Raw genomic sequence first — 20,325 nt, 5'->3', positions numbered from 1 at the left:
ACTGTCCCGGGAGCGACACGGAGACAACGCCATCGCGCATCGTGCAGGAGATCCATGTGCGTCGAATCCCGTCACCGCACCCCGGCGGCGCGGACGACGGTCGCCATGGCGTCCTCCCAGGCAGCGGCCATCGCTATCAGCTGGTCGCCGGGGTCGACATTGCGGCCGCGTGCCGCACGCGCCATCCGGAACTGCACGCTCTTCGCGCCCTCGGCGACCGCGCGGAATCCGTCGGCTGCGGCAGCCGCACCGGGATATCCGCGACCGTCCATGTAGACGCTGACGTCCGCGGCAAGTTCGGCGGTGGCACCGCACTGACGGAGCACCCCGAACGTCCACGGATGGAAGACGTCCATCCCTCCGGTGCGAATCGGGTCGATGTCGGCGAGCACCCGCTCGCCGAGCTCGCGCACCGGATTCGAGCCGGCGCGCATGCGCAGGTGCCGGAGCACCACGGTGTCGAAGGCGTCGCACTGCGGTTGTGCCGCGTCGAGGCGCACCTGTTCGAGATAGGGAGGCCAGGTGGGCACCGGCTCGTCGAGGCCGAAGACTCCGCGGAAGTCCTCACCGGTGAGAACGTGATAGCCGCTGTTGTGGAAGTACTCGAGCGTCCCGCTGTCGCGATCGATGAGATTGGGCACGATCGTCGTCTTCGAACGACTCTCCCGGTAACCGGTTCCCTCGGTGTCGGGCAACCAGAAGGCGTCCACCTCGATCGTCGACAGCAGTCCGGCGGCGGCATTGCCCTCGAGGTGATCCACGGGGCGGCGCCAGACGTTCATCTCCGCGACGTCGATCCCGTACAGCGCCAACAGGTCCTCGGGGCGGAACTTGAGGAAGGTCCATTGGGCTCCGTCGAACCGGGCCGAGAACGCGCACGCGGCAGCGGGGACCGGATCGTGGCCGAGCGAATGCAGCGCCTCTACCCACAGGTCGACGTAGCAGTTGGTCTCGGTCCAGATCCGGTCGGCAGCGTGCACGAAGTGCGGCGAGTACCCGTCGACGCGGACGTCGATGAGCCGATCGCTCACGGGAACAGCCTGTCGCGTACCGGTGCGGGCCAGCGGTCGACGTCGAGTCCGTGGGTCCGCAACAGCGCCAGGGCGATCCGCTCCATTCCGAATCCGACGCACGCGCTGTGCGCGACTTCGCCGTCGGCAGTGCGAATCTCGAAGGTCTCGCCGAAGTGCTCACGGTGGCAATTGCACGAGACCACGGCGGTGCCGTCGTCGAGGTCGCCGTAGAGCCGGACCGTCAGCTCGGTCTTGAGGTTCTCGATGCGCTGGTTGACGGCCAGCATGCGCCCGGCCCGCCCGAAGAACGGGTCGTTGGCAGGTACAGCGGTCGCGTCGAGGCCCAGCGAGTCGAGCACCTCGAGTCCTCGCTCCACCCAGGAATCACGATGCTGCGCAGCGTCGTTCTCGGTACCGATACGCACGAACTCGTGCATCCGGAAGGCCTGCATGCGAGCGGGGTCGACGGCCGGCTCGTGCCGGAAGCAGTAACCGAGAACGTCGAGCAGTTCACCGCCCTCACGCAGCGTACCGGTGTACCGCGAGTAGGCGGGATGGCATGCGGCGGAGACGAGCACGGTGTCGGCGGGTTCGAGCCACGGATCCCACGCCTCGCCCTTCGACCGCGCGGCGAGCAGTTCGGCGTGCTCGGCGTTGCTGCCCGCAAAGGTGTTCACCGCTCCGGTCAGGTGCGGGAAGGAGGCGATGTAGTCGGTGCGCTCGAAACTCGTCCGCGGGAAGACCGGCGGGAAGCGCAGGCGCGTCGCGGCCCGGCCCGGACCTGCCGCGACCACCACGCGGTCGATGCCGTCGACGATGTCCTCGAAGACACCCGACCGACCGTAGAGGCCGGGAACACCGGTCTCCACGAGCAGTTCGGTCTCGAGCAACTGCTGCTGGAAGTCGAGGCGGGCGCGCTCGAGCTCGGACAGCTCGTCGGTTGCGGTGCTGGCAATGGCTGTACTTGTCACAGCGTCCCCCGGTAGGCGATCGACAATTGGGCCGAGTTGTTCATGATGCGGTCGTTGTTGACCATCACGGCGGCACCGTGCGCGTCGCGCAGGTGGCGGCCGAGTGAGTACTGCGAATCCTCGCGGTATCCGGCGATCCCGCAGATGAGCATCGCGCGGTTCACCAGATCCACGACGAGCGTGGACGCAGTGACCTTGAGGTTGTTCATGGCGAGCGAGAAACCCATGCCCGACATCGATTCCTCCTGCGCCGACGCGGCGGCGTCGAACCGGGCGGCGGACGCGGCGACGAGATCGGAGAACTGCTGGTGCACGGCGGCCGCTTCGGCGAGTCGCAGCGCACCGGGCGGGGTGACCCCCGGGCTGCGGCGGGCCGCCGAACGCACGAACGAGCGGGCCTTCTCCAGCGCCGCGTCGGCGATTCCGAGCCACACCGCCGACCACACACTGTGTGAGACGGGAAGCATGGTGCGCGAGGAGATCTCGGCGTAGGCCGTGCCGACCACGAGATCGGCGGACGTCGTGGCGGTGAGGACGAATCCGGGGCTGCACGTACCGCGCAGCCCGAGGGTGTCCCAGCTGCCGGTGGGTTCGAGGGTCACGTCGTTGCGTCGGCACACGACGAGCACCTGGTCGCTGGGCGGGCTGTCGGCGGTGCGACGCGCGGTCACCAGGATCGCGTCGGCGTACTCGCCGTACGAGATGACCGGCGCGTTCTTCGTCAGCGTGACGGTGTCGCCGTCGCGGGCCACGGCGCAGACGCTGCTGCGCACGTCGCCACCGGTGCCGAGTTCGGTGGTCGCCGAAGCGATCAGGTAATCGTTCGCCACCGCTTCGGCGACGAAGGTGGCCACACCGGGAGTGGAGTGATGCACCAGCGACAGGATCTGCGTCTGGTGCATCGCGAAGATCATCGCGGTGGAGGCGCAGTACCGGCCGAGGATTCGGGCGACGGCGCACAGCTCACCGAGGGATGCTCCCTCCCCACCCTGATCGACGGGGACGGCGCAGTTCAGCAGCTTGTGGATGCGCAGCGCGTCGACTGCCTCGTGCGGGAACCGTCCCTCACGATCCACCGCGGCGGCCGCGGGGCCGGCGCTCTCGCGTCCGACGAGTTCGGCACGGGCGAGCAGCGACAGCCCGGCCTTCTCCGCGACGGTGAGGGGCGCGGACGTCGACGTCACGCGACGCCCAGTTCCGTCAACGCCGACCTGATGGCGCCGACGCTCGCGAAGGTGCTCTTGCGCAGCAGCTCGTCGGGGAATTCCACGTCGAAGGCGTCTTCGAGGGCGAGCATCACGTTCACGCTGGCGTGCGATGTCAGGCCGAGCTCGTAGAGGTCTGCGGCGGGGTCGAGCGCCGTGCTGTCGACCGACAGCTTCGCGTGCTCACCGAGGACCTTGCGGATCACCTGCTCCGTCATGGGTGTTCTCCAGTTTCTGCTTCGTCGACGCGGGTCGCCACGACCGTCGCGATGGCGTATTCGGGCTCGTGGGAGATCGAGACCTGTATGTCGGTCACCTGTTCATCTCGCGCCAGGGCGGCCGCGTTACCGGCCAGTACGACAGCGCATCCGCCCCAGTCCGCGCGGCGGATTTCGATGGCCTGCCAGGGAACCGCGTGCTCGCGCGGACGCAGGACCTTCATGACGGCTTCTTTCGCGGCGAAGCGCGCCGCGAGGCGTTGGGCGCGCCCCGGTCCGGTGCATACGTCCAGCTCGTGCGGGGTGAACACACGCTGCAGGTAGCGGTCGCCGAACCGGTCGATGCTCGACGCGATGTCTCGGACGGTGACGACATCGCAGCCGACACGTGTCGTCGCGACGCGGGGGCCGCTGCCATCGTTCATGGTCACTCCTCGGGATGCGCTGCACACGGTAGCCGCAGGTCGGCCGATGTACACCAGCCGAACGTCTCTGGCTTGCAGGACATCCCGGAAATCACCCCGACTTTCACCCGCCGGGCGCGTCGGTTCACGTGGTGAACCGGGGCTCGCCACCGCAACACGCGGCGTCGATCCCGGTTCGGCGCGTCAACGACGAAAGGCCCCGACCGGGTGGTCGGAGTCTTTCGGGGATCTGAAGTTATGCGGACGTCCGCACGGGTTCCTTGTCGCTCTCCGGCTCGTCCTTCGCTGCCGGCTCCTCCTTCTCCGCAGCGGGCACCGGGACGGCGTCCTGCGCATAGTAGAAGTGGGGGCGGCGGTGTCCGAGGAAGGAACCGCACCACGACATGACGGCGATGTAGCGGTTGCGGAAGCCAACCAGGTAGACGAGGTGGACGGCGAGCCACAGCACCCACGCGATGAAGCCGGTGAGCTCGATCTTCCCGACCCGCGTGATGGCGCGGAACCGGTTGATGATCGCCATGCTTCCCTTGTCCTTGTACTGGAACGGGGTGCCCATCGCGACCTTGCCGGTGATCATCTTCGCGACGTGCCGGCCACCCTGCATGGCGAACGGCGACTGCGCCGGCAGGTTGTCGAGGGTGACCATGTCGCCGATGGCGAAGATGTTGTCGCTGCGGCCGACGGTGAAGTCGGGGTCGACGAGCAGGCGTCCGCCGCGGACCGTCTCGCAGCCGGTGCGCTCGGCGAGTACGTCGGCGAAGTCGTTGGCCTGGATGCCTGCCGACCAGATGATGGTCTCCGCGGTGAGGCGGCGGGTCTCCTCGGTCGTGGGCGTGGTGAGCGTGGCACCGTGCTCGTCGATGTCGGTGACCATCGTGCCGAGGACGACGTCGACACCGCTCTTCTCGAGCGACTCCTTGGAGTACTCGCTGAGCTTGCCACCGAACGGGGGCAGAACCTTGTCTGCGCCCTCGACGAGCGTGACGGTGACGTCGTCGGCGCGGATGTTGCCGATGTTCTCGGCGAAGTAGCGCTGCGCGAGCTCCTTGATCTGTCCCGCGAGCTCGACGCCCGTCGGGCCGGCGCCTACGACGATGAAGCTGAGCAGGTTCTTCCGACGCTCGGCATCGGTGGTGACGTGTGCTTCCTCGAAGCAGCGCACGATCTGGCGACGCAGCTTCTCGGCGTCCTCGACGGTCTTCAGCGCGTACGTCAGGTCGGCGAACTCGTCGCGTCCGAAGTACGCCTGGCGGGCGCCGGTCGCGGCGACGAGGTACTCGTAGCCGAGACGCAGGCGCTGACCGCCGGCCTCGTAGACAACCGTGTTCTCCTCGGGGAGCACATCGACGACGCGGCCCAGGCGGACGTCGGCGTTGGGGTATTCGGCCAGGATCGCGCGCACGGACGGGGCGATCTCGCCGGGTGAAAGGACGCCGGTGGCGACCTGGTAGAGCAAAGGCTGGAAAAGATGCTCGGTGGTCTCCGAGATCAGAACGAAGGGCGTGCCGGCCTTGGCGAGCTTCTTGGCGGTGGCCAATGCTCCGAAGCCGGAACCCACGATGACGACGTCCGTCCGATCGACCAGGGTCGCTGTGTCCGCATCGTCCATGCTGTCGTAAACCTCCACGTACTTGTCATCTCCGTTGATGTATGACTACCAAGGTAGGTACGAAGTACCCTCGCTATCCACTAACCTGGGATATTCGAAAAACTGTTATCTGTTTCGCTCATAAATGCGGATGGCACGTTCCCGGGAGGAGCCATGGATTTCCGTCAGTTGCGCTACTTCTTCGCCGTCGGCGAGGAGGGCAGCTTCTCCCGTGCTGCCCAGCGCTGCTTCATCTCGCAGTCGGCGATCAGCCATCAGATCGCGAAGCTCGAGCACGAACTGGGCACCACCCTGTTCGACCGCACCACCCGTTCGGTCAAGCTCACCTCGGCCGGCCGACGCCTGATGCCGATCGCCGCCGAGGTGCTCAGCCTCGAGGCGAAGGCCCTGGAAGTGGGCCACGAACCGCGGGAGAGCATCCGCATCACGGCGAACATGAGCTTCGCGGCGCAGAGCCTCGACGCCATCTCCAGCGTCCGCGAACGTCACCCCAAGATCGACGTGGAGTTCGTCATCAAGGACTTCACCGACCGCGTCAACGCCGTCGCGTCCGGGGATGCCGATCTCGCGCTCATCCGCGGCGACGTCGACCGCCCGGGGCTCGAGGCGATCCGTCTCGGCATCGAAGAGCTCGTCATCGTCACGTCGAGCGAGCACCCGCTGTCGGCGTTCTCCACCGTCGATCTCGGCGACCTCGCCCACTACCCGCTGCTGCTGCCGCCGCGCGGCAGCCAGGTGCTGTTGCACCGCGTGGTCGAGGACGCCTTCGTCGAGGTCGGTCGTCGCGTGCGCCTCGGACCTCCGATCGCGAGCGACCACACCGCGACTCTCGAGGTGCTCACCAACCCGAGGGCGTGGACCGTGCTCTACGCCGGCACCGCGGCCGACACACCCCGCAAGGGGCTGAAGTTCATGCGCGAGATCCACCACCGGCTGCAGGTTCCGGTGTGCGGGGTGGTGCGGAGCAACGCGACGCCCAATCCCGAACTCGAGTTCCTCATGCGGGCGCTCGCCCATTCGATCGTGCCGCCGACGGACAGCACGCCGTGATCCGATCGCACACGTCGGAGCGCGAAACGGTCATCGGTGCGTGCAATTCCGCGCTCCGCTGACCAGTTCGCGCGTCGCTGCGGTCCCGGGGCGCCTCAGTTGCGCGGCGACAGCTTGTCGAGGAGTTCGAGGCCCTGACGTGCCCACGCGATCTCGGCCTCGCCCCGGCCGATGAGACCGTCGTACGCGAACGCCTTGAACGCGATGATCCGCTCGTGGTCCTCGGCCGGATACTTCTGCACGCGTCGCGCGATGGTCGCGTTGCTGAGGTCGAGGATCGCATCGCGCACCGTGGTCCACTGGGCGATCTGTTCGGTGTAGTGATCGATGTGCCGTTCCAGGCACTCGCGAGCGCTGTCCGGGTCGGTCCATTCGAAGTAGGCCGCGCGCATGTGGGCGGCGTCGCGCACCGGGGCGTAGTCCAGCGGGGTGGACATCCATTCGCGGAAGGCCCGGACGCCCTCCCCGGTGATCGAGTACCGGGTCTTGGTGCTGTTGGGACCCCAGCGCACCTGTTCGCCCTCGACGAGGCCCTCGCGCTCCATCCGGCGTAGTTCGGGGTAGATCTGCGAGTCGGGCGCATGCCAGACGTGCCCGACCGACCCGCCGAACCGTTTCGCCGCGTCGTAGCCGGTCAGAGGCTCGGCGGTGAGCAACGCGAGCAGCGCGTATCGCAGGCTCATGGACCACCACCTTTCCTCGGGCGAGTATTCCACCCTTGCGAATAACTATATCGATAGATAGTGTGTGCTCCAGCTCACCGACTATCTATGTAGATAGTTATTTCACCCTCAGTGTTCGGAGGATCCGACATGACCGATCTCGGCCCCACCGGGGCGACCGCGAAGAACATGGCCTACCCGCTCGACGCCTGGTACGTCGTCGCCTGGGATCACGAGGTGGGTCGCCGCGAGATCCTCGCCCGCACCATCGCCGGCAAGCCGATGGCCCTCTACCGCACCGAGGAGGGCCGTCCCGTCGCCCTCGCCGACGCCTGCTGGCACCGCCTCGCGCCGCTGTCGATGGGCAAGCTCATCGGTAGCGAGGGCATCCAGTGCCCCTACCACGGTCTTCAGTACAACTCCGCAGGTCGCTGCACACACATGCCCGCCCAGCAGACGATCAACCCGTCCGCGATGGTGGCGTCCTATCCCGTCGTCGAGCGGCACCGCTTCGTGTGGGTCTGGCCGGGCGACCCGACGCAGGCCGATCCCGATCTCATCCCGGACATGTTCCAGATGGACTCCCCCGACTGGGCGGGCGACGGACGCACGATCGACGTGCAGGCCAACTACCAGCTCGTCCTCGACAACCTCATGGACCTTACCCACGAGGAGTTCGTGCACTCGTCGTCCATCGGCCAGGACGAGCTGAGCGAGTCCGACTTCGTCGTCACCCACGACGACCGCACCGTCACGGTCACCCGCTGGATGCACGACATCGACGCACCGCCGTTCTGGCTCGAGAACATGCGCGACAAGTTCCCCGGCTTCGAGGGCAAGGTCGACCGCTGGCAGATCATCGAGTTCCAGGCACCGTCCACGATCCGCATCGACGTCGGTGTGGCCAAGGCCGGCACCGGTGCTCCCGAAGGCGACCGCAGCCAGGGCGTCAACGGCTTCGTCATGAACACCATCTCCCCCGTCGACGAGAGCACCGCCCTCTACTTCTGGGCGTTCATGCGCAACTACCGCCTCGACAGCCAGCTCATCACCACGCAGCTGCGCGACGGCGTGCACGGCGTGTTCGGTGAGGACGAGGCGATGCTCACCGCGCAGCAGAAGGCCATCGAGGCGAACCCGGATCACGAGTTCTACAACCTCAACATCGACGCCGGCGGCATGTGGGTGCGACGCCTGATCCAGCGCATGGTCGAAGCGGAGCGGAACCTCACCTCGGCCACCGCCGTTCCCGAGGGAGCCCACTGACATGAGCAACAACCAGATCCGTTGGCAGCGGGCCCGAGTCGTGAGTGTCGAGCGGGCCGCCGATTCGATCGCCGAGATCACCCTCGCCGCCGACACCGCCCACCGCGTCGAACCAGGCGCCCACATCGACGTGCGTCTCCCCTCTGGCGACACGCGTTCGTACTCCCTCGCGGCGGGTGGTCCGGACGGTCGCCTCACACTCGGCGTCCACCGCTCCCCCACCTCGCGCGGCGGCTCCGAGTACATGCACTCGCTGTGTCCCGGCGACGAACTCGAGATCACCGAGCCGCTCCAGAACTTCCCGCTGCGGGTCGGCGCACCGCGCTACGTCCTGCTCGCCGGCGGCATCGGCATCACCGCCGTCCGCGCGATGGGAGCCGTGCTCCGCCGCCTCGGTGCCGACTACCGCTTCGTGTACGTCGGTCGCAGCCGTTCCGCGATGGCCTTCCTGCCCGAACTCGAAGCCCTCCACAGCGACCGTCTCGACGTCCACATCGACGACGAGGGAACAGGATTGGACGTCGCCGCGCTCGTCGACGGCGTCGATCACACCACCGAGCTGTACATGTGCGGTCCGATCCGCCTGATGGACGCCGTGCGGCGCCGGTGGCACGACCGCGACCTGCCGATGCCGAACCTCCGCTACGAGACCTTCGGCAACAGTGGATGGTTCGACGCCGAGGAGTTCACGGTCACCGTGCCCGAACTCGACGTCACCACCACCGTCGGTTCCGACGAATCGATGCTCGACGCCCTCCGGCGTGCCGGCGTCGACATGATGTTCGACTGCCGCAAGGGCGAATGCGGCCTGTGCGAGGTCTCCGTCGCCTCGCTCGACGGTCGCGTCGACCACCGCGATGTCTTCTTCAGCGAGGAGCAGAAGCGCTCCTCGCGTCGGATGTGCGCCTGCGTGTCACGCGTGGTGCGCGATTCGGCATCGCCCCGATCGACGACGGGTGTCGTCACGCTCGACCTTCCCTGACAACCGCGCATTTTCACACCACGAGGAAACACGATGGATCTTCGCGCACGCATCGACGCCTCGCCGATGCATCCCTACCAATGGATGGTCGTCGCCCTGTGCGTCGTGCTGAACATCCTCGACGGATTCGACGTCATGGCCCTGGCGTTCACCGCCAAGAGCATCGGCAGCGACTTCGGCCTCGGCGGATCGGAACTCGGCGTGCTGCTCAGCGCGGGTCTGATCGGCATGGCCGTCGGCGCTCTCGCTCTCGCCCCGATGGCCGACCGGATCGGCCGACGGCCCCTGATCCTGATGTCGGTCGCACTCGCCACCGCCGGCATGGGCCTGTCCGCGAGCGCCGGATCGGCGTGGGAACTCGGCATCTGGCGGGTCATCACCGGACTCGGTATCGGCGGCGTCCTCGCCTGCACCACCGTCATCGCGAGCGAATACTCGTCGGCCCGCTGGCGTGGTCTGGCGATCAGCATCTACACCGCCGGATACGGTGTGGGTGCCACGATCGGCGGTATGGCCGCCGTCGGTCTGCAGAGCGGATACGGTTGGCGTGCAGTCTTCGTCACCGGCGCCGTCCTCACCGGCCTGGCACTTGCCCTCCTCGTCGTCCTGCTGCCCGAATCCCTGGACTTCCTCACCAGCCGGGGACGCGCAGGCGATCTCGACCGGATCAACACCATCGCGCGACGCATCGGCCAGAGCCCCGTCCCGGCGCTCGCCCGTTCCGCCGACAAGGCGGCACCGCGGGCAGGACGGATCTCGGACCTGTTCTCCGGAAGCAACACCCGCTCGACGGTGCTGCTCTGGGCGGCCTTCTTCGCCACCATGTTCGGTTTCTACTTCGTCAACTCGTGGACGCCGTCGCTGCTGGAGACCGCCGGTCTCACGAAGGACCAGAGCGCCACGGCGGGCATGATGCTCACCCTCGGCGGCACCGTCGGTTCGGTGCTCTTCGGAGTGTTCGCCAGCCGCTGGGCCACCCGGTCGGTCCTGCTCACCTTCACCATCGCCGCCGCCGCGACCATGACCGTCTTCATCATGTCGATCTCGACGCTGACGCTGGCGTTCGCACTCGGCATCCTGATCGGCGGACTCATCAACGGGTGCATCGCCGGCCTGTACACCCTCGCGCCGTCCCTCTACGGACCGCAGTTGCGGGCCACCGGCGTCGGTTCCGCCATCGGTATCGGCCGAGCGGGTGCCATCCTCGCACCGACCGCGGCCGGTGTGCTCCTCGATGCGGGATGGACGCCCGAACAGCTCTACTTCGGAGTGGCCGGCGTGGTCGTGCTCGCCGCAGTGGCACTGTTCGCGCTGCGCCCGGCACACTCGGCGGACGCCTCGTCCGAGGCGGTGCCTGCCGCCGTCTCCACCGACTCGGCACGCTGAGCCGGTTCCACCACCATGTCGACGCGCTCGTTGCCGGTGTCCAGGGGGTTCGCGATCTCGTCCGCGAACATCCGCCCGGCGACGAGCGCGATCAGCATCAGCACCAGCGGTGCCACACCAGCCACGGTGAACAGCACCCACCGCGGCACCACCGTGGACAGCGGACCTGTTACCGCGATCGACACCGGCATGAGGGCGAGCGAGACGAAGAAGTCCAGGCTCGCCACCCGGCCGATCATGCCGAGCGGTACGCGCCTCTGCAGCAGGGTCCCCCACAGGACCATGCCCGCCGCGTCGGCGAATCCGATGACGAACGTCGCGATGATCATGACCGTGAACGACGTCGTGAAGGCGAAGACGGCCAACGGCAGAGTTCCCACACCCCAGCACATCAGCATGATGGTCAGGTAGCGACGCGGCAGAGGTCGCGACGACACCGCCAACGAACCCAGGGCTCCACCCACACCGAAGGCCGCGAGGATCGTGCCGAACCGTTGCTCCCCGTTGTCGAACAATTCGCGGGTGATGAACGGCAGCAACACCTCGACCGGCCCCATGACGACGAAGGTCATGACGCACGCGGCGATCAGGGTCCACAACAGCCACGGTGTGGTGATCGTGAAGGAGATGCCTTCCTTCAGATCGGCGAGCACACTCGTCTTCTCCTGCGACTCGGTCTCTTCCATCCGTTCCCGGGGGACGCGCACGCACAACAACAACACGAGCGCACACGCGTGGAAGGCGGCGACGATGAACGCGCCCGTCGCCGGGATGAACGCCCCGACCACCATTCCGGCCACGGCCGGTCCGGCGCCCTGCTGGAGGGTCGGTCGCAGCGCGCCCTCCATCCCGTTCGCGGCGAGAAGTTCCTCCGCGGGCAATACATTCGGCAACAGCGCGGTGTAGGTGGGGAAGAAGAACGCCGTGCCCGCGCCCAGCACCGCCGACGCAACCGCCATGTGCCACAGCGCTATCGCGTCGGAGAGCGCCAGCGCCGTCACGAGAGAAACCGTCACGAGGTTCACCGCCTGCACCGCGACCAGCACGGCCCGTTTCGGCAACCGGTCGGCCGCGATCCCGCCCACGAGCGCGAACGCGAGCAGGCCGGCGCTCAGGCACGCCGCGACCATCGACAGGGCGGTCGGGGTGTCGCGGATGGCGATCACCTGGAAGACCATCACGACCGTCCACATCCCGGCCGCGAACAATTCCGCCGCGACGGCACCGATCAGCAGGCGGTAGTCGCGGTGCCGCAGGGGTGCCAGTGCGCGCACCCGAGCGTTCATGGCTTCGGTCCTTTCCGGGTGCATTCCTTCGGGGCCGATCCCAGCACCAGGTGCGGCCAGTGGGCGATGTCGCGTCGCATCTGCCGGTCGTGGGTGGCCACGGCGACCGCGGCGTCGGTCGCCCCCAGGGCGTCGGTCAGTTCGTCGACCAACGTGATCGACAGGTGGTTGGTGGGCTCGTCGAGCAGCAGCACGTGCGGTCGCGCGGCGAGAACCATCGCCAGGTCGAGGCGTCGTTGCTGGCCCATCGACAGGTCGCGGACCCGCTTGCCGAGGTCACGTTCGGTGAACAGTCCGAGTTCGTCGAGATCGACGGCTCCCTGGTCGGGGACGAGGCCGGCGACGATCAGTTCGCCGACGTGCGCGTCGTAGACCTGCTGCACCTGCGCCGCCGACGGTGCCGGCGACTCCTGGGCGAGCCGGCCGATCCGTACGACGGGATCACTCTCGCGGGTTCCCGCCGTCGGTTCGACCTCGCCGGCCAGGACCGCGAGCAGCGTCGACTTGCCGGCGCCGTTGGGTCCGGTGATGACGAGCCGCGAACCGGCGAGGATGGCCAGATCGACCGGACGGTCGAGCCGGCCGCGCACCATGACGTCCTCGACGCGCACCAAGGGTGTGTCCGGGTCGATCCCGTCGGCCTCCGCGCCGAGCGCAGGCATGGAGAACTGCAGCGGCGGTACCGGTACCGCCACGGCATGGTCGTCCAGCGCTTCCTGACGGCGGTGCACCGACTGCACGAGCGCCGGCGCGCGGGTGGCACGCTGGTGCTTGCCGGTGCCCTTCTCCGGCCGCCAGCCGGTGACGAGCCGATCCTGCGCGGACTCGAGGTCCGATTCCAGCCGGGCCCGCTCGGCCTGCTCGCGGGCGTATTCGCTCACCCAACGGGCGTATTCGGCCTCGCGTCCCGTCCGGAAGCCGGCGTATCCCCCGCCGTACAGGCGTGGGCGACCGTCGCGGCTCGGGTTCAGGTCGAGGATCGACGTGGCGACGTCGGTCAGCAGGGCGCGGTCGTGGCTGACGAGGACCACGCCGCTGCGGGTCTGCTGCAGGCGTTCGGTGAGATAGTCGAGCCCCGATGCGTCGAGATGGTTGGTCGGCTCGTCGAGCAACAGGAAATCGTGTTCGGCGCCGAGCAGTGCGGCCAGGCGCACGCGGTAGCGCTGCCCGACCGACATCTCCGCCAGCGGTCGCGAGCGGTCGGTGACGGCGCCGAGCGCTTCGAGGGCGGTGTCGACGCGACGGTCGGCGTCCCACGCGTCGAGTTGCTCGGCGATCTCGAGGGCGTCGGCGTACGCGTCGGCGGCGCCCGGACGTTCGTCGGCGAGTGCTGCGGTGCTCTCGTCGAGCGCCCGCAGCGCGGCGCGGACGTGCGCCAGCTCGATGTCGACGAGATCGCCGACGGTGCGCCCCTCGGCGACGGTCATCTCCTGCTCGGCGATACCGAACGAGCCGAACCGACGCACCGTCCCCGAGTCCGGTTCGAGGCGGCCGGCGAGGACGTGCAGCAGCGTGGACTTGCCGCGCCCGTTCTCCCCGACGACGCCCAGCCGGGAGCCCGGCGTGACCGCGAGGTCGACGCCGCGCAGGACGGGATGACCGTCGCGGGCGAGGTGGACGTCGACGGCGCCGAGTTGGGCGCGAGAGCGCCGGGGCATGGTGATGCTGATGGTCATGTGGTTTCCTCCGTGCGGAGGCGCACTCGTCCCCGGATCACGGGTGGGAGGATGCGCTCGCTGACGAACGGCCGGACACTCGGCCGTATTCGGGTACGGCTCGAACCGCGACCTCGGAGGACGTCCCGAGCCGCGGAGGGGGTGTCGTCAGTGGAAGTAGAGCGCCTGGATCATGATCTCCAGGGTACCGAGCGCCCGAGCACCGTCAATCGGATTTCGGTCCTCGGCCACGGCGCACGTCCGCCTCGGCGGCGAACCGTTCCTCGTATGCCGCAGCAAGTTCCTCGAGGGTCGCGGCGCAATCACCCTCGTAGGCCGGGGCGTGCATGGGTGCGAGAGTGCTCGGGTGCAGGTCCGCGAGTGCGCGGATGGTGGGTCCGAGTTCGGGGGTCAGGCACGTCGCGCGACCCAGGTCCTCCGCCTGCAGAGCGGGGCCGACGATCTCGCTCGTCGTCCGTGCCGGATATCTACCGAACGCCGTGAACAGATCACCGCACAACAGGGTGGATGTCGTTTCCTCGAACATCAGACCTGCATCCCATCCGTGTGGAACGTGCGGGGTGTCGATGTGCCGCACCCGACGGCGCCCGGTGGCCAGGACGTCCCCGTCCTGCAGGGGATGCGGTGGACGATCCGCAAGATCGGCGACCTGGACGAAACAACCCATCGCACCGTGGGCGACCTCCGCCGCCGGCGCCACTTCGAGCCAGGAGTTCATCGATCCGCACTCGTCGGCCTCGACGTGCCCGAAGGTGATCCACCGCAACCGATCCAGCGGTATCAACCGTGCTATCGCCTCCGACACCGGCGGGAACAACGCCCGATATCCGGTATGGAACAGCAGAGGCTCGTCACCGTCCACGAGGAACTGGTTCATCGTCAGGTTCGCCGCGTCGAGAAATGTGGACACGCGGTAGACATCCGGAGCGATCTCGGTGATCTCGGTTTCCATCACAGGTCTCCTTGGTCGCACCCCCTTCTTTCGAGCGTGCCTCTGTCTCCGGCCGGACACAAGCCTCCGAGCCGGTACTCGTGCGAAGATGCGAGGAACATCTGTCGACGAGGCCGCAGGAGGCGCTCATGGAGCACACCGAATCGTCGTTCACCGGCGTCGGCGCGATCCCGATCGTGTACGACGTGTGGTCGCCGGAGGCCCCTACCGGCGTGCTGATCCTCAGCCACGGGCTGGGTGAGCACGCACGTCGCTACGACCACGTCGTCGCGCGGCTCACCGATCTCGGCCTCGTCGTGTACGCCCCCGACCACCGCGGTCACGGACGGTCGGGCGGCAAGCGTGTGCGCGCCCGGGAGATGCGCGAGTTCACCGATGACCTGGACAGCCTGATCGATCTGGCGACCCATGCGCATCCCGGCCTGCCGGTCTTCATGCTCGGTCACTCGATGGGCGGTGCGATCGCTCTGGCCTACGCGCTCGACCATCAGGACCGGCTCGACGCGCTCGTGTTGTCGGGGCCGGCGGTGATCGTCACGTCGGGCACACCGAAGCCGGTCGTGGAGATCGGCAAGCTGATCGGGCGTTTCCTGCCGGGTGTGCCGGTGCAGCAGTTCGACAGCAAAGCGGTCTCGCGCGATCCCGCGGTGGTCGCGGCGTACGACGCCGATCCGCTCGTGCACCACGGTCTCGTGCCCGCCGGACTCGCGCGGGTGCTGGTGCTCAACGAGCAGAGCCTCGAGCGGCGCCTCCCGAACCTGAGGCTGCCGTTGCTCGTCATGCACGGAACCGCCGATGCGCTCGCCGATCCGGCCGGGTCGCAGCTCATCGCCGACCGTGCGGGTTCGAAGGACTTGACGCTGAAGTTGTACGACGGGCTGTACCACGAGGTGTTCAACGAGCCGGAGAAGGACCGCGTGCTCGACGACCTGACGGCCTGGTTGAAGACACGACTCGACAACTGAGGCTCGACAACCGGAAGGAGAGGGCGTGTCGTCACGCATGCCGGTCGCGTTCGTCGGCCACGGCAGTCCGCTCAACGCGCTCGAATCGAATCGGTACACGCAGGCCTGGGCGGCGTTCGGGCGATCCGTGCCGACGCCCCGCGCGATCCTGGCGATCTCCGCCCACTGGTTCATCAACGCCACCGCGGTGACCGCGATGCGGTCGCCGCGCACGATCCACGACTTCTTCGGGTTCCCGCAGGAGTTGTTCGACGTCGAGTATCCGGCGCCCGGTGCTCCGGAACTGGCGGAGGAGATCGCCGACCTCGTCCACCCGACGTGGGTGGGTGCCGACGTCGACTCGTGGGGTATCGACCACGGCACCTGGTCGGTGCTCACCCACGCCTTCCCGGAGGCGGATGTCCCGGTGGTGCAGCTCAGCCTCAACGCCTACAAGCCGCTCGACTATCACGTCGAACTCGGAGCCCGTCTCGCCGGACTCCGCGATCGCGGGGTGTTGATCGTCGCGAGCGGCAACGTCGTCCACAACCTCGGCACGATGGATCCGCGACGCCCGGGCGCGGGGTTCGACTGGGCGCACCGATTCGACGAGGATGCCTTCGCCGTTCTGCGCGACCGTCCCGGTGACGCCGCGGCGCTGGGTGAGCACCCCGATTACCGCCACGCGGTGCCGACCCCCGATCATTTCCTGCCGTTGCTGTACGTCGCGGGTCTGGCCGCCGAGTCCGGGGAGCAACCGGAGACCCTCGTCGACGGTGTCGAATACGGATCGCTGTCGATGACGTCCTACGCCGTCGGCGGGAACTGTCCGCCGCGCGACGGGGACGGCCACGGCGCCGGACTGCCCGAGAGCCCGGAGCCGCCCGACACCAACCTGTGAGCGTTCAGGCGGCGTCGTCCACTGCGACGATCGCGCGTCGCGCGAACCGGGTGCTGAGCCCGATCAGTTCCATGGCTTCGGGGATCGCGCGGGCCAGGACCGGCCACGCGTGGATCTGCCCGCGCCACAGATGTGTCTCCACGGTGCGTCCCGCCGACGCGAGTCGTTCGGTCATGATCTCCACGTCCGGCCTGGTCAGCTCGTATTCGGCGGCGCACATGAACATGGGAGGGAACAGCGCCGGATCGGCGTCGACAGGGTTCGTCTCGCCCTCGATCGCCTCTTCCCCGGCGAACCAGCGCGGACTGATCTTCCCGAGTGCCTTGATGGGCAGGTAGGCGTCCCGCGCCATGTACTTCGGGTCGTGCTTGTCTAGGTCGAGGTTGAGCAGCGGCGAGTACCCGATCACCGCGGCCGGTCGCTGCATGCCGCGACGCGCGGCGAGTTCGGCGACCTTCGCCGCGAGATAACCGCCGGCCGAGTCGCCGCCGACGACGATGCGCGTGGGATCGTCGGCCACCTCGAGCAGAGCGGTGTACGCGTTCATCGCGTCCTGCACCGAACCTGCGATCGGCACCGCGGGCACCTGCCGGTAGTCCATCGAGTACACCGGGGCACCGGAATCGAGCGCGAGCTGCACGCACAGCTGACGGTGGGTGGACGGGCCGCAGAAGATGAAGCCGCCGCCGTGGAAGTAGAGGATGGTGGCGTCGTCGAGCGGATCGTCGACCGGCTTCGGGGAGATGATCCGCTCACCGGGCACTCCGCCGAGTTCGGTCTGCGTGACGTGCACGGCGCGCGGCGTGGGCGTGATCCTGTCGACCACCCACGACAGCCGGCCGAGCACGGCGATGCCGAAGTCGTTGCTCGGCCAGAGACTCAGAATCGGCTTGAAGAGGATCCGGACCACCCACAGGAGGATCAGCGCGACCCTACTGCTGCGGTCGTGCCAGGTCACCGCATCGGTACGCATGTGCACACACTATGCGACCGATACGTCTCGGGCATCGAGAGTTCCGACACCCGGCGGCCCCGGACCTCGAACGCGTCACCCGATCCGCAGCAGCGGCACGAGCAGTTCCTCGTCGGTCAACGCCCCGTGCTGCCCGGGAAGGTTCGACATGACCTGCTCGCCGTCGCTGCGGATCACCGTCGATTCGCCGCGTCCGACGGCCACGATGTCGCCGATCCGTTTGGCCAGCGCCGGATCGGGATCGGATCCGAACAGGCACGCCGCGAACGCGTCGTCGCGGGTGCCGACCCACGCGTGGTCGCCGAGTTCGTTGCGCCAGCGTTCGAGGACCCGGTCGACGTGGTAGGTGTAGATGTGGCGGCACCGCGGTTCCCCGGCGATGACGGTGACGTCCTCACCGAGACCCGGGGTGTGGTCGAAGTCGATGCGGCGACCCCGCGAGGCGTCGACCATGCCGTGATCGGCGGTGACGAGCAGGCGGGTGCCGGTCGGCAGCGCGTCGGCGAGTTGCTCGACGAAACGATCGACCACCGTGAGTTGCGCGAGCCACGCCGCGGACTCCGGTCCGTAGACGTGTCCGAGGGTGTCGACCTCGCCGATGTAGCAGTAGACGAGGCTGCGGTCGCCGGCGCTCACCGCGGCGACGACCTGGGCGAGCAGATCGCCGTAGGCGGAGACCCCGACGAAGTTGCCGCCGCGCAGCACGGCCCGGGTGAGGCCGCTGCCCTCGAAGGCATTCGGCATGACGGTGGTGACGGTCAGGCCCGCCTCGCGGCCGCGTTCGAACACCGTCGGGTGGGGCTGCACGGTCTCGGGTACAAGATCGTCGCGCTGGTCGATCGCGGTTCCGGCGAGGGTCCAGCGGAGCCAGTTGACCGGGGCCTCGATCTCGTCGACGTACGACTGGTAACCGGTGATGCCGTGGAGGCCGGACGGCAGCCCCGTCCCGAGGGAAGCGAGGCTGACGGCGGTGGTCGTCGGGAAGCCGGCACGCATCGGGCTCCCCGGCACCTGCGTCAGGTACGGAGCGGCTTTCGCGTTGCGCTGCAGCAACTCCCATCCCATCCCGTCGACGAGTAGGACGACGGTGTGATCGACGGGAGTGAGATCGAGTCGGTTGGTCTCACCGGCGACCCCCGCGGACGAGAGCACCGAAGGCATCAGGTCGGCGAGGGTCGGCTCGGCGTAGACGTCGCGCAGTGGCAGGCTCATAACCCGAGTATGAGCCACTCGCCTGCGCCGAGGGTCACTTGATGTCGGAGCCGTGCTTCGTCAGCGGCATGACCTCGACGTTCATGTAGGGGAACAACGGCAGGTTCCACAGGATCTCGTGCAATTCGTCGGCCGACTCGACGTCGAAGATCGAGATGTTGCTGTACTGGCCGACGATCCGCCAGATCTCCCGCCACTTGCCCTGGCGCTGGAGATCCTGGCTGTAGGCCTTCTCCTTCGCGACGGTCTCGGCGCGCACGTCGGGGTCCAGATCGCGGGGGATGTCGACGTCCATCCGAACGTGGAACAGTGCCATGATGTTTCTCCTTCTTCTGTTCTGACGAGAGCGCGAATCAGGAACGCGCGTACTTCTTCACGACGTCCATGTCGAGTTCGACGCCGAGTCCCGGCCCCTCGGGCAGGTGCACCTGGCCCTCGGAGTAGTCGAGCGGCTCCTGCAGCAGTTCGACGGCGAACAACTGCGGACCGAACAGTTCGGTGCCGTAGTCGATCCCCGGTTCGGCGCAGGCGAAGTGGACGGACGCGGCGGTCCCGATGGGGCCTTCGATGGAGGTCGCACCGTGGCACCGCAGGCCGGCCGCCTTCGCGACGGCGACGACCTGTTTGCTGCGCTGCAGTCCGCCGCACTTGGTGGTCTTGAGCGCGACGACGTCGGCGGCGCCGAGCTTGGCCACCTCGTACGCGTCGTGCGGGGTCTGCACGGACTCGTCGGCCATCACCGGCGCCGAGACGCGTCGGTTGATCTCGGCGAGCACGTCGAGTTGATCTGCGGGAGTGGGCTGTTCGATGAGCTCGACTCCACCGTCGACGAGCTGCGGGACGTGGCGCAGCGCGGTGAAACGGTCCCAGCGGGCGTTGACGTCGATGCTGAATCCGACCTCGCCGCCGAACGCCTCGACGATCTTGACGACACGATCGGTGTCGACTGCCGGGTCGAGCGCACCCATCTTGAGCTTGAAGGAGTAGTTCAGGCGCTGCTCACGCTTGTGGGTGACCTCCTCGACGATCTCTTCGAGCGGCGCGGCGCCGAGCGCCCACCGCACGTCGACGCCGGTCCGGAAGGCACCGCCGAGCAGCGACGCGACCGGCACACCCAGCGCGCGTCCCCACGCGTCGTGCATCGCGACGTCGACGGCGGCCTTCGCGAATCGCGCGTTGGCGACGATGCGCTCGATATCGACCATGACGCCACTGATCTCGTCGACTCCGCGTCCGATGATGTAGGGCCCGATGTAGCGATCGACGATCTGCTGCATCGTCTCGACCGATTCGCCGCCCCACCACGGCCCGCCCGGCACGACGCCTTCACCGTAACCGGTGACGCCGCCCTCGGTGGTCACCGCGACGAGCAGGATCGGCTGCGCTTCGGCGGTGGTGGTGGCGAACTTGTGGGGTCGGATCAGCGGTACATCGATGATCGTCGTGGTGACGGAGGCGATCTTCAGATCGGGGTCGGACATCGGAATTGCTCACAATCGGATCGGGGTGTGACGGGGAATACGTCGACCCTGCATTCAGCACGAATGCCGGTACCCCAGTGGGGCACCGGCATTCGTTACGCAGAACCGACTCG

19 protein-coding genes and 1 pseudogene are annotated in these 20,325 nt (G+C 67.9%); 6 read left to right on the top strand and 14 right to left on the bottom strand.

Annotated elements, in window-relative coordinates; genetic code table 11:
* Positions 1-71 precede the first annotated feature (71 nt).
* The 6 genes from NVV99_RS08300 to NVV99_RS08275 form a co-directional block, all read right to left on the bottom strand.
* Positions 72-1,031, bottom strand: a complete 960-nt coding sequence (locus NVV99_RS08300; protein WP_024102337.1) for a DUF1839 family protein — start codon at positions 1,029-1,031, stop codon at positions 72-74.
* Positions 1,028-1,984 (bottom strand): amino acid--[acyl-carrier-protein] ligase, encoded by a 957-nt coding sequence (locus tag NVV99_RS08295; protein WP_024102338.1) that lies wholly within the window; start codon positions 1,982-1,984, stop codon positions 1,028-1,030. Before NVV99_RS08295 ends, NVV99_RS08300 begins: the two co-directional genes overlap by 4 nt.
* Complete coding sequence (locus tag NVV99_RS08290) at positions 1,981-3,168, bottom strand: acyl-CoA dehydrogenase family protein (protein WP_024102339.1); 1,188 nt, start codon at positions 3,166-3,168, stop codon at positions 1,981-1,983. The genes NVV99_RS08295 and NVV99_RS08290 overlap by 4 nt, the downstream gene beginning before the upstream one ends.
* Positions 3,165-3,407 carry an acyl carrier protein gene (locus NVV99_RS08285; protein WP_024102340.1) on the bottom strand — a complete coding sequence of 81 codons (243 nt, stop codon included), beginning with the start codon at positions 3,405-3,407 and terminating at the stop codon, positions 3,165-3,167. The genes NVV99_RS08290 and NVV99_RS08285 overlap by 4 nt, the downstream gene beginning before the upstream one ends.
* Positions 3,404-3,832, bottom strand: coding sequence for a holo-ACP synthase (gene acpS, locus NVV99_RS08280; RefSeq protein ID WP_024102341.1), 429 nt, complete (start codon positions 3,830-3,832; stop codon positions 3,404-3,406). Before acpS ends, NVV99_RS08285 begins: the two co-directional genes overlap by 4 nt.
* A gap of 235 nt (positions 3,833-4,067) precedes the next feature.
* The gene (locus tag NVV99_RS08275) at positions 4,068-5,441 is read right to left on the bottom strand and encodes an NAD(P)/FAD-dependent oxidoreductase (RefSeq protein ID WP_024102342.1); all 1,374 of its coding nucleotides are present in this window, start codon (positions 5,439-5,441) and stop codon (positions 4,068-4,070) included.
* Between the two features lie 153 nt (positions 5,442-5,594).
* Here NVV99_RS08275 and NVV99_RS08270 point away from each other — a divergent pair, with 153 nt between their 5' ends.
* Positions 5,595-6,491, top strand: a complete 897-nt coding sequence (locus tag NVV99_RS08270) for a LysR family transcriptional regulator (protein ID WP_006553175.1) — start codon at positions 5,595-5,597, stop codon at positions 6,489-6,491.
* A 95-nt stretch (positions 6,492-6,586) separates the two neighbouring features.
* Here the strand turns inward: NVV99_RS08270 and NVV99_RS08265 are convergent, their stop codons facing one another.
* Positions 6,587-7,174 (bottom strand): PadR family transcriptional regulator, encoded by a 588-nt coding sequence (locus NVV99_RS08265; RefSeq protein ID WP_024102343.1) that lies wholly within the window; start codon positions 7,172-7,174, stop codon positions 6,587-6,589.
* A gap of 129 nt (positions 7,175-7,303) precedes the next feature.
* Here NVV99_RS08265 and NVV99_RS08260 point away from each other — a divergent pair, with 129 nt between their 5' ends.
* The 3 genes from NVV99_RS08260 to NVV99_RS08250 are packed head-to-tail and all read left to right on the top strand — an operon-like array spanning position 7,304 to position 10,787.
* The gene (locus tag NVV99_RS08260; protein WP_024102344.1) at positions 7,304-8,419 is read left to right on the top strand and encodes an aromatic ring-hydroxylating dioxygenase subunit alpha; all 1,116 of its coding nucleotides are present in this window, start codon (positions 7,304-7,306) and stop codon (positions 8,417-8,419) included.
* 1 nt (position 8,420) lies between these two features.
* The gene (locus NVV99_RS08255; RefSeq protein ID WP_024102345.1) at positions 8,421-9,401 is read left to right on the top strand and encodes a PDR/VanB family oxidoreductase; all 981 of its coding nucleotides are present in this window, start codon (positions 8,421-8,423) and stop codon (positions 9,399-9,401) included.
* 33 nt (positions 9,402-9,434) lie between these two features.
* Positions 9,435-10,787, top strand: coding sequence for an MFS transporter (locus NVV99_RS08250; protein ID WP_024102346.1), 1,353 nt, complete (start codon positions 9,435-9,437; stop codon positions 10,785-10,787).
* A 41-nt stretch (positions 10,788-10,828) separates the two neighbouring features.
* Here the strand turns inward: NVV99_RS08250 and NVV99_RS08245 are convergent.
* The 3 genes and pseudogenes from NVV99_RS08245 to NVV99_RS08235 form a co-directional block, all read right to left on the bottom strand.
* A pseudogene (locus tag NVV99_RS08245) lies at positions 10,829-12,073 on the bottom strand (MFS transporter); the annotation flags it as partial.
* Positions 12,070-13,749 (bottom strand): ABC-F family ATP-binding cassette domain-containing protein, encoded by a 1,680-nt coding sequence (locus NVV99_RS08240; protein ID WP_024102350.1) that lies wholly within the window; start codon positions 13,747-13,749, stop codon positions 12,070-12,072. The pseudogene NVV99_RS08245 and the gene NVV99_RS08240, both read right to left, overlap by 4 nt.
* 205 nt (positions 13,750-13,954) lie before the next feature.
* A complete protein-coding gene (locus NVV99_RS08235) occupies positions 13,955-14,701 on the bottom strand; it encodes an MBL fold metallo-hydrolase (protein WP_024102351.1) in 747 nt (248 codons plus the stop codon).
* Positions 14,702-14,829: 128 nt separating this feature from the next.
* On the opposite strand from NVV99_RS08235, the gene NVV99_RS08230 reads away from it, so the two are divergent.
* Both NVV99_RS08230 and ygiD read left to right on the top strand, forming a co-directional pair.
* Positions 14,830-15,666, top strand: a complete 837-nt coding sequence (locus NVV99_RS08230) for an alpha/beta hydrolase (protein ID WP_024102352.1) — start codon at positions 14,830-14,832, stop codon at positions 15,664-15,666.
* A 37-nt stretch (positions 15,667-15,703) separates the two neighbouring features.
* Positions 15,704-16,546, top strand: a complete 843-nt coding sequence (gene ygiD, locus NVV99_RS08225) for a 4,5-DOPA dioxygenase extradiol (RefSeq protein WP_019288822.1) — start codon at positions 15,704-15,706, stop codon at positions 16,544-16,546.
* 4 nt (positions 16,547-16,550) lie between these two features.
* Here the strand turns inward: ygiD and NVV99_RS08220 are convergent, their stop codons facing one another.
* The 4 genes from NVV99_RS08220 to NVV99_RS08205 form a co-directional block, all read right to left on the bottom strand.
* Positions 16,551-17,519 carry an alpha/beta hydrolase gene (locus NVV99_RS08220; RefSeq protein WP_024102353.1) on the bottom strand — a complete coding sequence of 323 codons (969 nt, stop codon included), beginning with the start codon at positions 17,517-17,519 and terminating at the stop codon, positions 16,551-16,553.
* Positions 17,520-17,594: 75 nt separating this feature from the next.
* Positions 17,595-18,731, bottom strand: coding sequence for an alkaline phosphatase family protein (locus NVV99_RS08215; protein ID WP_024102354.1), 1,137 nt, complete (start codon positions 18,729-18,731; stop codon positions 17,595-17,597).
* Positions 18,732-18,765: 34 nt separating this feature from the next.
* A complete protein-coding gene (gene catC / locus NVV99_RS08210) occupies positions 18,766-19,047 on the bottom strand; it encodes a muconolactone Delta-isomerase (RefSeq protein ID WP_024102355.1) in 282 nt (93 codons plus the stop codon).
* 37 nt (positions 19,048-19,084) lie between these two features.
* On the bottom strand, positions 19,085-20,212 hold the full coding sequence (locus tag NVV99_RS08205; protein WP_006553166.1) for a muconate/chloromuconate family cycloisomerase: 1,128 nt from the start codon (positions 20,210-20,212) through the stop codon (positions 19,085-19,087).
* Between the last annotated feature and the right edge of the window lie 113 nt (positions 20,213-20,325).

It is taken from the genome of Rhodococcus sp. PAE-6 (assembly GCF_025290685.1).
Lineage (GTDB): Bacteria > Actinomycetota > Actinomycetes > Mycobacteriales > Mycobacteriaceae > Rhodococcus > Rhodococcus pyridinivorans.
This window is presented reverse-complemented; position numbering and strand designations above follow the sequence as displayed.

Excerpts from the sequence above, each read along its gene's own strand:
- NVV99_RS08285 (WP_024102340.1), bottom strand. The coding sequence starts at position 3,407 with ATGACGGAGCAGGTGATCCGCAAGGTCCTCGGTGAGCACGCGAAGCTG.
- acpS (WP_024102341.1), bottom strand. The coding sequence starts at position 3,832 with ATGAACGATGGCAGCGGCCCCCGCGTCGCGACGACACGTGTCGGCTGC.
- NVV99_RS08275 (WP_024102342.1), bottom strand. The coding sequence starts at position 5,441 with ATGGACGATGCGGACACAGCGACCCTGGTCGATCGGACGGACGTCGTC.
- NVV99_RS08270 (WP_006553175.1), top strand. The coding sequence starts at position 5,595 with ATGGATTTCCGTCAGTTGCGCTACTTCTTCGCCGTCGGCGAGGAGGGC.
- NVV99_RS08265 (WP_024102343.1), bottom strand. The coding sequence starts at position 7,174 with ATGAGCCTGCGATACGCGCTGCTCGCGTTGCTCACCGCCGAGCCTCTG.
- NVV99_RS08260 (WP_024102344.1), top strand. The coding sequence starts at position 7,304 with ATGACCGATCTCGGCCCCACCGGGGCGACCGCGAAGAACATGGCCTAC.
- NVV99_RS08255 (WP_024102345.1), top strand. The coding sequence starts at position 8,421 with ATGAGCAACAACCAGATCCGTTGGCAGCGGGCCCGAGTCGTGAGTGTC.
- NVV99_RS08250 (WP_024102346.1), top strand. The coding sequence starts at position 9,435 with ATGGATCTTCGCGCACGCATCGACGCCTCGCCGATGCATCCCTACCAA.
- NVV99_RS08240 (WP_024102350.1), bottom strand. The coding sequence starts at position 13,749 with ATGACCATCAGCATCACCATGCCCCGGCGCTCTCGCGCCCAACTCGGC.
- NVV99_RS08235 (WP_024102351.1), bottom strand. The coding sequence starts at position 14,701 with ATGGAAACCGAGATCACCGAGATCGCTCCGGATGTCTACCGCGTGTCC.
- NVV99_RS08230 (WP_024102352.1), top strand. The coding sequence starts at position 14,830 with ATGGAGCACACCGAATCGTCGTTCACCGGCGTCGGCGCGATCCCGATC.
- ygiD (WP_019288822.1), top strand. The coding sequence starts at position 15,704 with ATGCCGGTCGCGTTCGTCGGCCACGGCAGTCCGCTCAACGCGCTCGAA.
- NVV99_RS08220 (WP_024102353.1), bottom strand. The coding sequence starts at position 17,519 with ATGCGTACCGATGCGGTGACCTGGCACGACCGCAGCAGTAGGGTCGCG.
- NVV99_RS08215 (WP_024102354.1), bottom strand. The coding sequence starts at position 18,731 with ATGAGCCTGCCACTGCGCGACGTCTACGCCGAGCCGACCCTCGCCGAC.
- catC (WP_024102355.1), bottom strand. The coding sequence starts at position 19,047 with ATGGCACTGTTCCACGTTCGGATGGACGTCGACATCCCCCGCGATCTG.
- NVV99_RS08205 (WP_006553166.1), bottom strand. The coding sequence starts at position 20,212 with ATGTCCGACCCCGATCTGAAGATCGCCTCCGTCACCACGACGATCATC.